Annotated in this window: 9 protein-coding genes; 1 reads left to right on the forward strand and 8 read right to left on the reverse strand. The window is 42.8% G+C overall.

Annotated features, from left to right (window positions below; all coding sequences use genetic code 11):
* Positions 1 to 64: 64 nt before the first annotated feature.
* The 6 genes from hemE to AC0J5Y_RS08410 form a co-directional block, all read right to left on the reverse strand.
* Positions 65 to 1,201 carry a uroporphyrinogen decarboxylase gene (hemE, locus tag AC0J5Y_RS08385; protein ID WP_475130273.1) on the reverse strand — a complete coding sequence of 379 codons (1,137 nt, stop codon included), beginning with the start codon at positions 1,199 to 1,201 and terminating at the stop codon, positions 65 to 67.
* Between the two features lie 127 nt (positions 1,202 to 1,328).
* Positions 1,329 to 2,501: a glutamate 5-kinase gene (gene proB, locus AC0J5Y_RS08390; RefSeq protein WP_475130274.1), complete on the reverse strand. Its 1,173-nt coding sequence runs from the start codon at positions 2,499 to 2,501 to the stop codon at positions 1,329 to 1,331.
* A gap of 69 nt (positions 2,502 to 2,570) precedes the next feature.
* Positions 2,571 to 3,782 (reverse strand): Obg family GTPase CgtA, encoded by a 1,212-nt coding sequence (cgtA, locus tag AC0J5Y_RS08395; protein WP_475130275.1) that lies wholly within the window; start codon positions 3,780 to 3,782, stop codon positions 2,571 to 2,573.
* Between the two features lie 280 nt (positions 3,783 to 4,062).
* Positions 4,063 to 5,508: a glyceraldehyde-3-phosphate dehydrogenase gene (locus AC0J5Y_RS08400; RefSeq protein WP_475130276.1), complete on the reverse strand. Its 1,446-nt coding sequence runs from the start codon at positions 5,506 to 5,508 to the stop codon at positions 4,063 to 4,065.
* Between the two features lie 342 nt (positions 5,509 to 5,850).
* On the reverse strand, positions 5,851 to 6,957 hold the full coding sequence (locus AC0J5Y_RS08405; protein ID WP_475130277.1) for a lipocalin family protein: 1,107 nt from the start codon (positions 6,955 to 6,957) through the stop codon (positions 5,851 to 5,853).
* Between the two features lie 565 nt (positions 6,958 to 7,522).
* Positions 7,523 to 8,599, reverse strand: a complete 1,077-nt coding sequence (locus AC0J5Y_RS08410) for an NUDIX domain-containing protein (protein ID WP_475130278.1) — start codon at positions 8,597 to 8,599, stop codon at positions 7,523 to 7,525.
* A gap of 213 nt (positions 8,600 to 8,812) precedes the next feature.
* On the opposite strand from AC0J5Y_RS08410, the gene hemP reads away from it, so the two are divergent.
* Positions 8,813 to 8,977, forward strand: a complete 165-nt coding sequence (gene hemP, locus AC0J5Y_RS08415) for a hemin uptake protein HemP (RefSeq protein WP_020443783.1) — start codon at positions 8,813 to 8,815, stop codon at positions 8,975 to 8,977.
* Positions 8,978 to 9,130: 153 nt separating this feature from the next.
* On the opposite strand, the gene AC0J5Y_RS08420 is transcribed toward hemP, so the two are convergent.
* On the reverse strand, positions 9,131 to 14,125 hold the full coding sequence (locus AC0J5Y_RS08420) for a translocation/assembly module TamB domain-containing protein (protein ID WP_475130279.1): 4,995 nt from the start codon (positions 14,123 to 14,125) through the stop codon (positions 9,131 to 9,133).
* Positions 14,126 to 14,202: 77 nt separating this feature from the next.
* Positions 14,203 to 17,553, reverse strand: a complete 3,351-nt coding sequence (locus AC0J5Y_RS08425; protein WP_475130280.1) for an autotransporter assembly complex protein TamA — start codon at positions 17,551 to 17,553, stop codon at positions 14,203 to 14,205.
* Between the last annotated feature and the right edge of the window lie 356 nt (positions 17,554 to 17,909).

Raw genomic sequence — 17,909 nt, forward strand, 5'->3', positions numbered from 1 at the left:
TACTTAATGAATATGAGAGATAGAATCTGCCTAATAGCAAAGACTATATCTCAAATCTAACTTTTTAAATTTTATAATCATGTACCGCATCGATGAACACTTTGGCATTGTCAGGATTGACCCACTGGGTAATACCATGACCTAGGTTTGCCACATAACCGGTCTTTTCGCCATTGGCATAAGCACTATTGAGCATCGCATTGACTTCAGTACGGATAGTCGCTGGAGAGCCGTATAAAGTTGCTGGGTCTAAATTACCCTGAATGGCTTTGCTACTTTGTAGTTTTTTATGGTGCTTCGTTAACTGACGCTGACTTTCGGTCAAAACTTGACGGGCGCGATCAATCGGCATCGTCCAGTCTAGACCCAACGCATCCGCCTCACTATCCGCTTGAATATCAAGCCATAGCCCGCCGCCTTTAGTAAACAACACTACCGGTATTTCAGGATGACGCACCTTTAGCTCAGCGACAATACGCTTATTATAAGCATGTGAGAAATCGATAAATTGACGATGACCTAGCGCGCCGCCCCAACTATCAAATATTTGTAGTATCTGTGCGCCTGCCACGACTTGCGCATCGAGGTAATCAATCACTGACGTCGCTAACTTATCTAACAATTGATGTAAGAATTCAGGATTGCTATACAAAAAGCCTTTGGTATAGCGATAATCCTTTGAGCTACCACCTTCAATCATATAAGTGGCTAGTGTCCAAGGACTACCAGAAAAGCCAAATAACGGCACTTGCCCATTGAGCGCAGTACGAATACTGGTTACCGCACGCATGACATAATCAAGAGAATCATTGACATCGAGCACAGGCAATCTATCCAAATCAGCTTGCTGGCGAATAGGATGTTTAAACTTTGGACCTTCACCCGCTTCGAAATAGAGACCCAATCCCATAGCATCAGGAATGGTCAATATATCACTGAATAAAATAGCCGCGTCTAAATCATAACGACGTAATGGCTGTAAAGTGACTTCTGTCGCACGCGCAGTATCTTTACACAGGCTCATAAAATCACCTGCTTCAGCACGGGTCGCTTTATACTCTGGTAAATAACGACCAGCTTGACGCATCATCCAAACAGGTGTGGTATCGATCGGCTCAAAACGAAGTGCACGTAGCAATCTATCATTTTTTAAAGGCGCAAATTTTTGCTCAAGCGAATTATTATTGTCTGAAGCACTCATGTACAAATCTCCAAAACAGCACTATATGTCACCAAAGCGCATACAACACTGGATAAATTACGTTAAAGGAAAGAATAGCAAAGCGCTTAGTATCAAGATATTTATAGCTCTATAGATATTAATTTTTTTACATCGTCAATGCTAAGTTATCACGGTGTACCATGACGACACGCTCTTCTTTGTTACCAAGGATACGATCGAACTGCTCAGTACGCTCACGAGCAACGCGGCAGGCATCGCGAGAAGAGAAGTTGACTTGACCAACGGCGATACGCTCACCAGTATCCTGATGGACGATTTCGACCACATCACCTTCATCAAAATCACCACGCACTTCAGACACGCCAACTGGTAGCAAGCTTTTTTGATGCTCAACCACTGCTTTTGCTGCACCTGCATCAACAATTAAAGAGCCCGACATACGCAAATGTGCGGCAAGCCACTGTTTGCGAGCAATTATTTTGTCTTGATCATTGGTGGTCAGTAAGGTACCGACTGTTTCGCCTGATACCACACGAGTAATGACATCATCAATAGCGCCACTCACAATTACCGTCGGACAGCCGCCCATAGCAGCAAGACGACCAGCACGAATCTTAGTCAGCATACCGCCGCGCCCAAGCTTGCCGCCATCACCTGCAATATCAAACAAATAATCAGCCATCGCACGCTCTTGACGGATCATTCTTGCATTAGGATTGTTGCGTGGATTGTCAGTAAAGACACCTTCTTGATCAGTTAAGATAATGTATAAGTCGGCATTGACCATCGCCGCTGCCATCGCCCCTAGAGTATCGTTGTCACCAAACTTAATCTCGTCAATAGTAATGGTATCATTTTCATTAATGACCGGCAGTACACGCCATTCTAGTAGCTGCGTAAGCGCGCCAGTAGTATTAAGATAGCGACTACGGTTAGACAAATCATCATGCGTTAGTAGCAACTGTGAGCTTTGAATACCGTGCTGAATCAATGCTGACCACCAAGTTTCAATCAAACCCATCTGTCCGACAGATGCACAGGCTTGTAATGCCGCCAGTTTTTTAGGACGCTCCTCAAGATTCATACGCACCACCCCTTCAGCAACAGCACCTGAAGAGACAAGCAGCACCTCTACGCCTTGCTTATGGAGTTTGGCGATCTGCTTTGCCCATTCGTAAATGGCAGTTCGATCAAGCCCTCGACCATTATTGGTTAATAACGATGAGCCAATCTTGACAATAACGCGCTGAATATCAAAGTTACGAGCTTGCTCAACAAACCTTGCTTCTTCTATCGTGTCTTCTATGCCAACTGCCATATAAACTCCTGTTGCTATGGTAAATTAATCATGCGGATACATCTAAAAATATGTGCAAAGACAATCAGATTAAGGAGCGTAAACCACTTCGACACCATCATCATCGTCGTCAAAGCTACCATCGTCATTTAAATCGATACCTTCGCGCGCCGCTTTACGAGCAGCACGATACGCTTCACGCTGGGCCTCAGTGTTTAGACGAACTTCTGCCTCTAGACGCTCAAATCGTGCTTTTTGTGCATCAGCAAAGATAGGATCTTCGATTTCACGTTCGCGTTCACGCTCGATCTCATTCATCAAGTGGTACTTGATAGCATCAACACCCTCACCTGTTAAGGTGGCGGTACGGAAAACGATACCTGTCCAGCCAAGCTCTGCCACAATATGGGTACAAAGCTCATTTAACTCCTCTTCAGGCACTTGATCGATTTTGTTTAATACCAAAATCTGTGGCAAATTGGCCAGTTCAGGTGAAAAACGCTCAAGCTCATTTAAGATAACGCGAGCGTTTGCGACCGGGTCGCTGCCATCGATAGGCTTGATATCAACCAAGTGTAACAGCCGACGCGTACGAGCGACATGCTTCAAAAATCGAATACCAAGTCCAGCACCTTCTGAAGCGCCTTCGATCAAACCTGGGATATCAGCCATAACAAAAGAGCGATGACGACCAATATCAACCACACCCAGATTAGGAACCAGAGTGGTAAATGGATAGTCAGCTACTTTTGGTCTAGCAGCAGAGACTTGGCGGATAAAGGTTGATTTACCTGCGTTAGGCAAACCAATTAAACCAACATCAGCCACGACTTTTAGCTCAAACTTAAGAACTTTTAGCTCACCTTCAAAACCTGACGTCGCTTTACGCGGCGCTTGGTTGGTAGAGCTTTTGAAATGGGTATTACCCAAACCACCATCGCCACCTTTGGCAATCAATAAAGTCTGACCAATTTCAATCAAATCACCCAATACTTCATCTGTCTCGGTATCAACGACTGTCGTACCAATAGGTACTGGTAAGAAAAGATCATCTGAGCCCTTGCCTGAACAGTTTCTACTATGGCCGTTCTCAGCACGCATAGCGTCATGACGACGGGTATAACGATAGTCAACTAGGGTGTTGGTATTATCCTCTGCAATGACATAAACATCGCCGCCTTTGCCACCATCACCACCATCAGGACCACCGCGCGGGACATATTTTTCTCGGCGAAAACTGGCGATTCCGTTACCACCGTCACCTGCTTTTACCGTTACGACGGCTTCATCAATAAATCGCATCTTACGTTCCTTTATTTACACTTTAGTTTATAAGCGAAATAGCAGTTATATACCGCTTCTTTTGCCTATAGTTATCTTTTAAAAAAATGGCAAACTTTCATCTATATTGCTCTACATCATTGCTTTATTCATGACAATAACACCCGATAACCAATCGGACTATCGGGTGCTGTAGGTATTACCGCTAAAACCATATCCGTTTGTTTATATAACTGATGACCATCACTCTACTCTTTGAATCAAAGCATTATGACCGAGTCATTGATACTATACAAACGTATTAAGCTGGAATCTGCGCATAACTGATACCTGCCATTTGCGTTGCCAAACGTAATACTTGCGTACTATAACCCACTTCATTGTCATACCAAATATAAACGATAGCATGATTATCCGTCAAAATAGTCGCTTGAGCATCAACGATACCTACATGTGTATCACCAACAAAATCCGTTGATACCGCTTCTGTAGAATCCGTATAAGCAATTTGTGTCTGCCACTGGCTACTATTTGAAATTTTGCGCATAAACTCATTTAACGCATCAGCACCAGCTGGCGCTGTTTTAAGATTTAAATTCAAAATCGCTAAGCTAACGTTTGGTGTCGGTACGCGAATGGCATTGCCCGTCAATTTACCGCTGAGCTCTGGTAGCGCTTTTCCAACTGCCTTCGCTGCACCGGTACTGGTGATAACCATGTTCAATACCGCACTACGACCACGGCGATCCGCTTTATGATAGTTATCAATTAAGTTCTGATCGTTAGTAAACGAGTGAATGGTTTCAACGTGACCATTTTCGATACCATATTCATCATTTAATACTTTTAACGTTGGGGTAATTGCGTTGGTCGTACAGCTCGCCGCACTCACGATAGTGTCATCGCCGATCGTATTATTATTAACACCATATACAACGTTTTTAATCTCGCCGCCAGCAGGTGCCGTTAATAGCACTTTTTTCACACCAGTCGATTGTAAATGCTTACCAAGACCGGCTTCATCTTTCCAGATACCTGTATTATCAATGACTAGTGCATCGTTAATACCATAAGCCGTATAATCAATCTCGCTTGGGTCTTTGGCGTAGATAACTTGCACAAAGCGACCATTAATAATCAAACCATTGTTTTCATCATCAACAATCACGCCGCCTGCAAAACTACCATGAATCGAATCGCGCTCTAGCAATGACGCACGCTTCGCCAAGTCGCCTGCTGCTGCGGGACGTACTACGATGGCTTTTAGCTGCATACCTTTCGCACTTGAGGCTTGCGACAACAATAAACGAGTTAGGATACGACCGATACGACCAAAACCATATAGCACCACATCTGCTGCGCCATTGATAGCCGCTTTAGTATTATCAACAGACTGTAATGCCGATTGAATATCACTGTCATTCGCAATTAGCTGACCAACATCAACACGAGTCGCTTGGATGTCTTTATTCTCTGCTAACACTTTAACCATCGCTAAAGTATCAGCGATATCAATCGCATGAGCACCTTGATCACGCAAAGCAACTTTCTGATGCAGCGCCAATATTTGCCCCACGGAACTGCTATCTAGCGTATCACCAAATAAAGTCACTTGCACATCTTGCTCATTGTAGAGCTTATTCAATAGCCCGATGAGCTCAATCGCGTGATGCTCTTGGGTGTTGTATTTGCTCAAATGGTCTTGATGTAATTGGCGTAAGATATCAGCATTACTCACGAGAAACATCCTTATGGTCAGTATTAGGGAATCAGTAAAATAGGAAGAAATATTATGGAATAGGGTATATACAGTCTATGTACTCACTCAGATATGCTAACAGACGACGGCTGTCATCGATTATTATCATAGGAGTCTGTAGATAAGCTAGATTTTAGCTTAAAACGCCTTATTTTGCTAGTGATAACAATTTGTATGAATCACAAGCTATTTGAGGACTACCGATTTAGCGTAATAAAACGGGTCATTACAATAAAGGCAGCATATTATGCTGCCTTATCGTCATTCAATTCAAACCATGACAAACACAAGAGCCATGAGAGAAGACGGCTATAAACCATAATCAGACTTTTATGGAATCAAATCCACCGTCTGCTTACTCTGCGACGTTAATTTAAATTCTTTCAAATCATAACCCTGTTGCTGGGCAATTTGACGGTATTTGGCATAAGTCTCTTGGCTTACATTTGGCGAACGAGCCAGCAGCCATAAATACTTTTTATCAGGTGTACCAACCAGAGCGGTTTTATAATCAGGATCACGTGCCAAGACCCAATAGTCAGCTCGCCCTACTGGCAACCAACGAATCCACGATGGCAAAAAGGTAACTTTTAGTTTGCTTCCTGTCGCATCAGCAGGTTTTGCTAAACCTTCAGCAATAATGTTCGAGCTATCTTTAGCCTTACACTGATTGATAACTTTGATACCTGAACCATCAGTTTTTTCAACATAATTAGCTGTCACATCGCTGGCACAGTTGCGCTGGAAATACATCGGCAAACGACCAATCTCATACCAAGTACCAGCATATTTTTTTAAATCAACACTATCTACCGTAGTCGGTGTATTAGCAGATTTATGAATAATACTGCTAGGTTTAACCGTGATCATCTCTGCCGTTGCATTGGTCATGTGCTTGCTAACAACGGCTTGGGTCACAGGCGGTGTCGCTGCATAAGCAGAAAACGCTGCTAACGGTATGATAATAGCTAAGGCTATTCCAGTATGCTTGATAAGACCATTCATAAATATACGCTCCGGTATTTCTGCAATAGTTGCTGGATCTTTAGTAAAGATATTATTTCCTGCCTCAACTGTCGATTGCTCAAATTCTTCAAAAATATTGGTTTTACTAGAGTTGATATCAACTGCACTCGCTATAAAGATATTATTATCCATTATGCTAGAATCTTTTGTGCTTACTCCAGTTTTTTTGACATTTTTATAGCCAAAAAAGATGGATTGGCTAGACATATCTTGCGCCAGACTATCCAAATACTCGTCATTACAGCTTCTATACCTATAGCTAGCATCATTACTAGCACGGTCAATATTACCTGCTGGTGTTGCCTGATCTTTATTTATCTGATGCTTAAGTAGCTGGTCAGTATGCGGTGATTGAGAACCAGCTGCCTTATAATCAGACCATACTGACTTCGGTAACTTATTGGTTTTCATAGGGATACCATTTTATTAACAGTGATTATTAAAAGCGCTTTTTTATCAAACAAATACAAAATAATTTCCATTAATCACTTCTACGACAGTAAGTAAATAAAAATTAAATTTTTGATAAGAATTAAGAGTGGCTGTAATAACCCATTGAGCTATTCTGCGCCCTTCGATAAGTAATGACTTATAGTAATGGTAAAGCCCCAATCAAAACAGTGTGGCAATGTAGGAAAGCGCAACGGTTTGTAAGTAATTCTGTTTATAAGATATGCGAAGTTACATTTTTATTAACTGATAAAGAATATTCTAACCAATTACTCATCTAGTGCTATAGTTGAAATACTTTAAAGTCGCTACAGTATTGCTGGTATAAATTTTTTGCAGCCTCTGACAGCAAGCAAGAAAAATTTGCACCAGCAGTACGTGTTTTATCGATATTACTTTTCACCAATTATATTTTCCTCTGAGAATTTTTTTATTTGACCTATCATACTCTGGTTTTAGCGGTGTTCAAATGGTAGCTGGATGCCCAAAATTGTTATAAAAATGCGTATAGTAATGGCACCAAAAACTATTTTAAAAACTGGCGAATTCCAGCAACAGCAACGCCTCCATGTAGCACGGCTTGTTTATACATCATAGGCGATAGTCCACCTAAGCCAAGAACTGGCATATCCGCTAATTTTGCTAAATTTGACCACGCCTTCCAACCTAATGCTGGTGTATCAGGATGAGTTTGAGTACACTCGACAGGTGCCAAGAAAATACCGATAACGGGTGGCAATTGCTGCTGTAATCGGATATACGCCAGTTGATTGGCAGCATTAATACTATCTAAATCATGACAACTAACGATTAATGGCAAGCTTGTAGACAAGGTAGAGTACGACATGGGCGGCTTAGCTACTGCGCTTGACCATTGCATAAGCTGTGTCTGTGTTAAATGACTTGCTATTATTTGATTATTTGCTTCTATATTGTTTTCCATATCTAAGTGGTCAGGAGTAATCGCTTGAATATCAGGACGTAGTTGTAATAGCTGCTTGATACCGTTTTCTGTGCCTGCTGCTTTTGTTCGCATATAAACCCAAGCACCAGCCGTTATATGCTCATGATGATACTGTAACCATCCAGCCATAGGATTAGAGGCAGCATCAAAATGCGATAATGGATAAGTAACTGTTATCTGCATTGGTAATTGTAACCACGCAAGGATTGTCCTATTGGCAGCGGGTAAATCATAATGCCCTGCCAGCAGCTCTGCTTCCCCTACCCATGTTAGCTGTTGACCTTCTAAACCATAGCTTAGGTTTTTATATTGCGCATATTGTTGCGCGGTTATCTCAATACGGTAGACCTGTAAGCAGACCTGCTTATCACCATAATCATGATGCAATCGACCCAGTTTAACTGCCGTACTATTAGCAATATCGATGCCTGTCTCTTCGGCAACTTCTCGTATCAGCCCTTGTTTGGCTGTTTCATGAGCATCTATCTTTCCACCTACAAATTCATAACGGTTGCCTTGGTGCTGAGAAGCCGCTCTAAATCCTAGTAGATACTGATTTTGATAACGAATAACGGCAACCGCTACATTGACTGTCGGTATTGAAGTGTTTTTTATAGAGTTACTTTGCTCGACTGTCATCTTATTTTCCTTTAGTGCTGCTGAGACTGATAGCTAAGATTGTTTAAATAAAAAAAACGGTTAGATAAGTTTACATAATCGCTATTATTTATTTTATAAATTTGCTTGCAAAATTACTCAATCTAAATGATAATTATTATCGTTAATAAATTATATTCTATTAGTATTTATTGTGTTGAATATTTGCTACTTTGCTATCAAAAGGAATTTACCATGAGTCTTGTAATCTCTCGTCATTTGAACTTCCGTGAAAACCGTCTGCCTACTTTGCAATCACAGCATTTGTTTGCTTTGACTAAGGAGGTACGTATTGAACATGAAGGAGAAGAATATCGCCTACGCTTAACGCGTAATAATCGATTAATTTTAACCAAATAAATTCTCTTAATGCTCATAGAAAAACGCCTTTTTATAAAGGCGTTTTTTATTTGATCAAATATTGATGATGGATCAATTTATAAATATCTATTTACAGTCAACTGATCTGCCAAAATCACGGCAAACATGAGGGTAAATATTTAAGTACAACCTTTAGAACTGCCAACTATAAACCACATCCACGGCATTTTCTGCTGCTGACGTTGCCTCTACATAGATACGGCGGGTCAACTGGTAACGTATCGACAAGCTGTTCTGCGCATTAAAAACGCCCACACCATAGCGGATATATAAGTCAGGGGTCACATAACCGGTGACATTGACGTTGGTATCTTCACTGCTGCCTGAAGCATCAACCGTTAAGCTTTGGAAGCCAAATGCTTGACCGATTTGATTGGTCAAATTACGTGTACCGCTCAGCCCAAAGCTCAGCCCAGCGGCCGCTAAGTTATTGGTGACTTGAGACTTAAAGCCTTGCTCACTGATTTGAGTGGCACTTTGATTATTAATACGACCCGTGACCAAGGCGTTCATCGCTTGCTGCTGCGTAAGCCCCGCATTATTGAAAACGATGATATTAGGACTTTCAGTATTACCTTTGACACGGACACCGACTGTTTTGCCGCTGATATTTTTGACCGCTTCGATACTTAAACTCGGTTTCATCACATCGCCGTTGAAGCGCACTTGACCATAGTTAAGCTCTAGGTTTTGACCAAAAGCATTAATATTGGTACGACGTGAGACCTGTACCACCCCTTTTGCGCGCATGATGCCTGTACCGCTTTGCGTGACATGAATGGCACCTGCTAGAGGAATAACGGCACCAAAACCACGGAAATTGATGTCATTACCCAAATCGATACCGATATCAGCATTGATTGACCAAGGTTTTGAGATAGCCAAAACCTCATCAATATTGCCGATAAGACGACGATCAAGTACGACAGCATCTTCGGTCTGAGTAATAATGTCTTCACTGGCCTCTGGCGGACGAATGGTCGCTGATGGCACGCTGACTGCCCCAGTGATATTGACGTAGCGATCGGCAGGACGCACGATAATATCGATATCAGGATCAACACTCGCCACCAATAATGGCGGCTGGGTCAATATCAAACCTTTACCATCTATACTCAGCTTAGCCTGTAGCTTTTGCTGCCAATTGACAGTACCAGTAACGACCCCTTTACCTGTACCACTATTGAACCTACCATCGATCGTTGCTTGAGTTCCACGGATTTTGGCCGTCGCATTCACTTTGGTCAAATTGACCGGCAAATCAAGCATCGCCATTCGACCATTCGCTAACTTCACATCGCCATAAAACTGTGGCTTATCCAGTGTGCCACCCAAACCGCCCGCCATAGTGATGTTACCTTCGAGCACGCGCATGCCAGGGAAGAAAGGTTTAAAAATAGCCAAATTAAGCTCATTGAGCACCAACGCACCTGATATAGGTTTGGGCGTCTTATATGGATCGACGATCACTTCTGCATAACCACGAGCACCATCACCCGTATTGATATCTGAGCGTATTTTTAGACCATTTGGTACAGACACAGCAATGAGCGAGATACGCTTGTAAGGTAAGGTGACAGGCAAGCTATCACCATCTTGAATCAAGCCAATTTTACCGTTGTCAGAATACAGCGTGGTATTAATCGTTGGTGGACGACCACGTTGCCAGCCAACAATCGCTTTACCGTTAATCTTGCCATGCCAATCGATATCTTTTGGTAAAAACACTGAAAATAATGAGGTGTCTAGTTTTTGTATCGCCAGATCAACTTGTCCACTGGCAGCTGAAGCGATAAGGTTTTCACGTAAGCAGAGCTTTCCTGTTTGATCGGTTGCCTGCCAACAATGTGCCGCCAGCTGTACTTTTAGCTCTGTGCTATTTTTACCTTGCTTCTTAGGCAAATTAACAATCAGCTGCGCTGGCTGCAATTGGTTTAAGGTTGCATATTTGGACTTAACTTGACCCTTGCCAATAACACCTGACCAGCTGAGCTTATCTCGATTAAAGCCACCTTTAAGCCTTGCTGAGCTACTGAGCTTCTCATTAAGCAGATCAAAATCCACTACGTGAGCTTGTTCAGTGCCATTAAAGGTTGCATTAAAGTTTTTAAAATTTTGCCCCGCCGCTTCTAAGCCTTCGGCAGTAATAATAAACTGGCTTGGACTGTTTGCCAAGTTAACCAGTTTACCGCGTATGCGACCTTGACGTAATATAAAGCCTGGTAGCGAGATACGCTCACCAACCAAATCAACATAAATCGTCGGCAATGCTTGTCCTGCTGGCTGTGACAAGGTAGCACCGCCCGAGACTTTACCACCAAGCTTGTCTGAGAGCTGATCAAGGCTTGTGATATTGATTTTGGCTTGTAGCTGCTTAGCATTACCATTGGCGGTGATGTAATTATTACCCCAACGCAGTACCAAATTATTGGCATTTAAGCTTTCGATCAAAGCGTTGACTTGCTTATATTGTGCCTGTGCATCTTGCTTCTGCAAACGTTGAAAGTAGCTTGCCAAGTCTTTTGGTAGATGTAGTTTGGCTGTCAAGCTGCCTTTGGCGCTAAGGGGTTGACCCTTTAGCATCCCATTCAAATTCACTTGCTTGATATTAATCGTCTGTTGCGTATCGCCCCAACGTCCACTGGTATCAATAGTGCCGGTAATTGTACTCGGTATGTCCTTGAAGAAATAACCCAAATTAAAACGATCCATGACCGCATCAATATCCCAAGCAAGACCTTGGCGCACATCAACGGTGCCTTTAGCATCAATACTGCCTGCTGCGCCCACATGGCGGAAACGCTTGATTCGAATGAGCTGTGCATTACCACTAGCATCAATAGTCAGCTTACCTGCTGGCAATTGCTCAGCGTCTAAGACACCATCAAAGTTTACGACAAAGTTTTTCAGTACGCCTTTTGCCTTAGTATTGTTCTTTGGCGGACTTTGCCACTCGCCAGTGGTTTTTAAATCACCAGTAATAATGGCGGCATTATTGGGCAAGAAATAACCTAAATTAAACTTATCAAAGCGCCCATCTAACGTCCAGCCGATATTGTTACGTAGGTCAATGACACCTCTGGCTTTGACCGCACCTGCTTCACCATTATAATTTAACTTGCGAACACTGATCAGATTTGGCGTACCAGCGGCATCGATGGATAAGCGACCTTTTGGTACATCAGCCGTATCAATTTGACCATCAAAACGCGCATCAAAAACTGACAGCTTACCGCCGATAATATCAACACTGGCATCGCCGCCACCAGTAATGCCGATAGCACGACCTTTTTGCGTGGCATCCAACTGCGCCTGCAAAGCCGTATTATTGAAACTAATAATATGCCGCTGACCTTTGACACGGTTTTTAGTGATATTGAGCATACGCCCGCGGGCACTGATACGCCCAGTTAGACGCTCAAGCGGTATGTCACTGCGGTATTGCTTGGGCAATAAGCCATTAGTGCGAGCATCAATCTGCCAAATAAGCGGACGTTTTTTAGTGGCTAATTGAATCTGACCTGTCCCTGACAAATCGCCCACCACTCCTTTATAGTTAAGACGGTTAATATCAATAACACTACCCGCTTTACGGAGACGTACATCATAATTGCCTTTAGGCGCAGCATTTAATTCATTAATAATGGCTTTGCCATCGACAGAAAGATTTGAGCCGCGAACAATCACCTTTGCTTGCCCACTAGGGCTATTGATGTTGCCAATATTAGGGATATTTTTACGCACAAGGTTCTGCCATTTTGCATCAATATATAAAGGGGCGGCTTGTTTAGATTTGGCTGAGGTTTTGCCACGGACAATATTGGCATTGACTTGCTCGCCATCACGCTGACGTAATGCGGCATCCATTTCCATATTACCGACAGTATTTTTATGCTGATAATGAACGGATAATCGACCGTTTAACTTTTGCGGGGCATATGCTTTAAAGTCCGCATATTGTTTAGGAATGACGCGACGTACATCAAAATTACTGCCGCTCGCTCTTATCTTTGCATCAAAGCTGCTGTTCCAATCCAAAATACCTTGCAATATCAAGTTGCCAGCAGCCACATCTGCATCTAGGCGATCAACACGTAGCTGACGATTGGCAAGAATGGCGCGTCCTTGATAACGTCCTGAAGGAATGTCTTTAGCGGTCAATTCAGTGTTGATACGTAGGCGTATTTCTGAGATAACACCTGATGCGGTCGCGATGCCACTCTTTAAATGAATGTTCTGACTGTCCGCATAAGGAACCAGAATGTCATCCCATTCAAGTTTTGCTTGAAATGGTGCATCAGGATCCAATCCCTGCACTACAAAGTCGCCACTAACCGCACTATCATTGTAGCGGCTACTAACCTTGCCAACGGTGCGCTTTAACGTACCTGTTGCGGTGATATTCAAGGGATCAATATAGGCTTTTTCTAAAGCACTGACCTCTACAATGGCACTCAAATCTAAAAGATAGTCGCCTTGCAAATCGGCATGACCTTCTAATGCACTGACTTTAACAATATCGCCATATTGCAAACTACCGCGACCAACCGTCACCATACTGCCAACCCACGTCAAATCGCGGGCTTCAATATCATGCACAACAATGGGGTCACGAGTTACTTGCTTATAAATGATGGTTTTTACTTTTGCATAATCAAAACGTAGATTAACCGGTAAGCTTAAGGTTCTATAATCGAATGCCTCACCTGTTGGCGGTTTTTTATTGATAATTTCAATGGTTTGTATATCCGCATCACGCAAATGTACTTCTTTGGCAAAGACGGCGCGCCAGCCTATTTTAACGTAAGCTTTATCTACCAATATCTCAAGATCTTCATTGGCAACAATATCGATATCAGTGAGCCATAGACCTTCGCGCAGATTGCCGCTACCGTATTTGAACTCAATACCTGTTTCTGCACTGATTTTCTCTAAGATAAACTTAGTGCCTGACTCAGTACCCGCCGCATATAAGAAGATAGCAAACATAATCGCTAGCACGATAAGAATCAGTACCAGCAATTTGAGCACAAAAGACAACGGATACCAACGTCTTACGGCACGGGCATCTCGTTGTGCTGGATCTTCATCTAATGGCTTATTAGGCAGGGTATTTTTGGTTGACATGACACTCAACTACGTTAAAGAATGATTACCAGCAATCGCTAGAATAATAAAAAGACAACGGTTTTTTTTATATAATTTTATAAAGGAGAGCCAATAAACAAATGCAATCTGACTGGTAGGCTCTCTTCGGTTACGCCAGCCGCGACATCGACGCGCACCACGCCAACAGGTGATGCCCAGCGGATACCAACGCCGACACCAACTTTGGTATCTGTCTCAAAATCTTTGTCATAAGCATTACCAATGTCAGTAAAAACAGCACCGCGAAAGCCGGGTTTAAACTCATAGTTATATTCTGCACTACCAACCGCGAGGATTTGTCCACCGGTCAGATAACCTTTATCTAGTGGCGATAAACTTTCATAGTCATAACCACGGATACTTTGGTCACCACCAGCAAAGAAGCGCAGCTTATAAGGCACCTCCTCAAAGTCATCTGCCCAAATATAACCAGTATTGATACTGCCAAGCACTTGATGCTTGTCATCAGCACCAAAGCTATAAATACCGCTGATACCAGCGCGAGCAATTGCCAGATTGGTATCGCTAAGCGCTTTATCAGCACCGGCTTCAATCGAATAGTATTGGCGGATACCGCTGGTGGGATTGGTTGCATTATCCACATCTGTCTTACTGATGCCATAACCAAGCAATAAGGCTTGCTGTCTAGGCTCTGAAGACGTAAAGCGAATAGGAAGCTCGTTTAACTGTGCTTCATCCTCTATTCCCGTTTCTAACTCATCTAAACGGTAGCGTAGAGAGTAGCTGCGATTCCAACCCGTATCGCGGCGGATATTACGTGCCAGCGACCCTTTTAGGGTTTTGGTAGATAAATCAAAATTACCTTCGCCTTGATTAATCACTTCCTCTTCATAAGTTAAGCTTGCTTCAAGCTTGTCATTCAAAGGGTGTTTCCAAGGCCTGCTAGCATAGACACCGACATTTTTGGTAATTCTTGAAACTTCTGTCTCAAGTCCTGCCTGATAGCCTTTACGATTGAGCAGATTATAATCTATTTTTGCGGTTGCACGGACGCCCGTATCTGTCCCATAACCAATACCCACCTGAGCATCACGCGGTTTATTCGCCGCCACAAACACGTATAGGGGGACTTTCTTGCTCTCCAACACTTCTTGCGGTGTTTTACGCCCTGCCAATGTTGGCGGCACAAAGCTTTCATCCGCCAGCATACTTTGCTCATCAGGGAATATTTTTTGTGCAATATCACTAATAGCATCACTGATTTTACCTAAGATACTGCTTGAATCTTGGTCTTTTTCATCCAATACCCGATCATTTGGCAAACGGCTTAAGCGTTCTGCTTTTTGCTTAATGGCCTGCAGCTTCTCAATCGTCTCTTCATCAGCTTCAAATTCGATAGCAGCAATGTCAGCGGCATTTACTTTCTCTCCGCTATTGGCATAAAGCTCGCCGTCATTATCAACACTTTCTATTGGGCGCGCATTAACATCAGAAGCATTGTTTACTTCGTCATCCATTGTTTCAATAAAATTATCTACATTTGGTGAGTTATCAAAGGCCAAAGTAGCACTTTGTGTGCGCTCATCGGGCGGCAAAATCGACTCAACGTTGATGGTATTAAAATAACGGGTCGCCGATAAATCGTTACTGAATTTGGTGACAGCAGGACGATAAAAAGGATCGCCTTCTTTAAAATCAAATAACTGCCTTAACAGTGACAATTCAACGGGCAGTTTTGCAGGATCACGGGTCAGTGTCCCTGATTCTCTATCATAAGTAAAAAATACCACTTCATCAAACTCATAGCGATCGCCAGTATTGTAAACCAGCGAAACATCTGCTGTATTGTCAGGCAAGATAATATCGACGGATTTATTTAACCAATATTGATCAAAGTAACCGTAAGTATTACTGAGCGACTCAAGGGCAGATTTACTGTCTTTATAGACGCGGTGATTAAAGATATCGCCTTCTTTTGGTGGCAGATCTTTTTCAAGCTCAGCGAACTCTTTTTGCTCACTGCCTGCACCGCGAATGTCGACTATCCGGCTATCGACACGTACGGGCTCACCCAGCTTTTCAATGACGACGTCGATCGTGTCTGTATAAGGCTGGCTTAGACGCAAAGTCACATCATAATAACCAACTGCTTTTGCGGCATCTAAGGCGGTTTGACGTAAACGCGGTAAAGCTGCTGTAAAATCAACGACAGACTGCACAGTGGTATCATCAAGCGCCGCCTTGATATTCTTAATAGGCTGAACGTCGTCATCAGCTTTGACCAGTATCGGCTTGGTATTGACAGCATTGCTGTTATTAGCTGCGGCTTGTTGTAAGTAAATCGTAGTGTCTATGTGTGGTAGCGCCAGTGAGCCTGAATTAAACAATCGATTATAGAGACGCTTGACAATATTGCCTTTATTGCGCGCCATTGGACTCGGCGTTTTGGCTTGCTCGATACTTTCGCTAACGGCTTCGGTATCGTTTTGATAATCTGGCAAATAGTCATCAGGATTGATCGAGTTTTCTGTATTCTTTGATTGATTGACGTTGGCTAAAATATCATTATCCATCACCTCACTTGCATTACCACTGCTGACAGCATCGCTAACCGTAATAGGACGAGCCATGATCTCTGCTGTCTCAGCAGCGCTCTCATTGATGCCTAATGTATCTAAATTACTGGGAGTCGGTAGATTGGTCGCGTCTAATTCCACATCCAGCCCAATCGGCGGCGTACGATCGTCTAAAGTGGCGACAGGTGCATCAAAACCACTATTATTACTAGTGCCAATCTTATCGATATCTTGCGCGTTTTGTCTGTCCATCGCCGCAAGCTCACGATCAATGTCTTCAGGCGTCATCATCTGATAGCCCTGCTGCTGTATCGCGGCCGCTTGCTGCTCTAGATCTTGATTTGTATCAAAACCTTGCGCATCATCGAAATCATTATTAAAGCTATTGGCATTTTCTGGAGTAACATTACTGTTAGTCTTGCCAGCTGAATTTTTCGCGTTTGAATTCTTAAGACCTAGCGTTTGCTCACTATAATCATCCAATACGGATTGCTCAATAATACCTTGCTCAACAGCTTTTTTTAGGCGCAGCGCATCTAACGCCATATCCAGCTGACTGTTATCATCAGAAATAGCCGCTTTTGGGATTTTTGGTGACGCTGCTGTAGCAGTTTTTGCTGTTATCTGGCTGCTTATGGCGCTATTATTTGAATCAGTAGTAGCGGCAAAAGCTGCAGGGGCAAGACTGCAGCCAAAACCGACCAAGCTGGTGGTCAATGCACTAAAAAGCGCTGTACGGGTAAAATAAAGACGCGGAGTATCGTTAGCACTAATAGCAATGCCAGATGTGATTGAGCTATTTTTGCAACCTAAGAGGTCAGGCAACTTAACAGGTACGTTATGCACTGGCGTTGAAGGCTGATGTTTCATATTCATTCCTATTCCCTCACGCAGTGCAACGTTGCTGACGCTGACGACTGCTAAGTCTTGGCGGTAAATACAGTGGCAACAACAATTATAATGAGCTAAAACAATCATTTAACTTGTGACTTTACTTTTTGTCTGTCGATTTAGCCTATGATTGAAGCATTAATATGTATTGTATATAAAAAAATTGGTTATATCAGACCATTTAAGCATCGGTAAACCTTTGCTATTGGTCACTGTATTAGGATTTAGTCGGCTAAAATTTACAAATCATAACTTAGTTAATTATGAAATCATAGCATTGGACGTATGTATTTTTGCCAAAGCCTTGCTATTATACGGCTTAACATTGATAAAAC

This window comes from Psychrobacter sp. TS_SC_6, assembly GCF_056156305.1.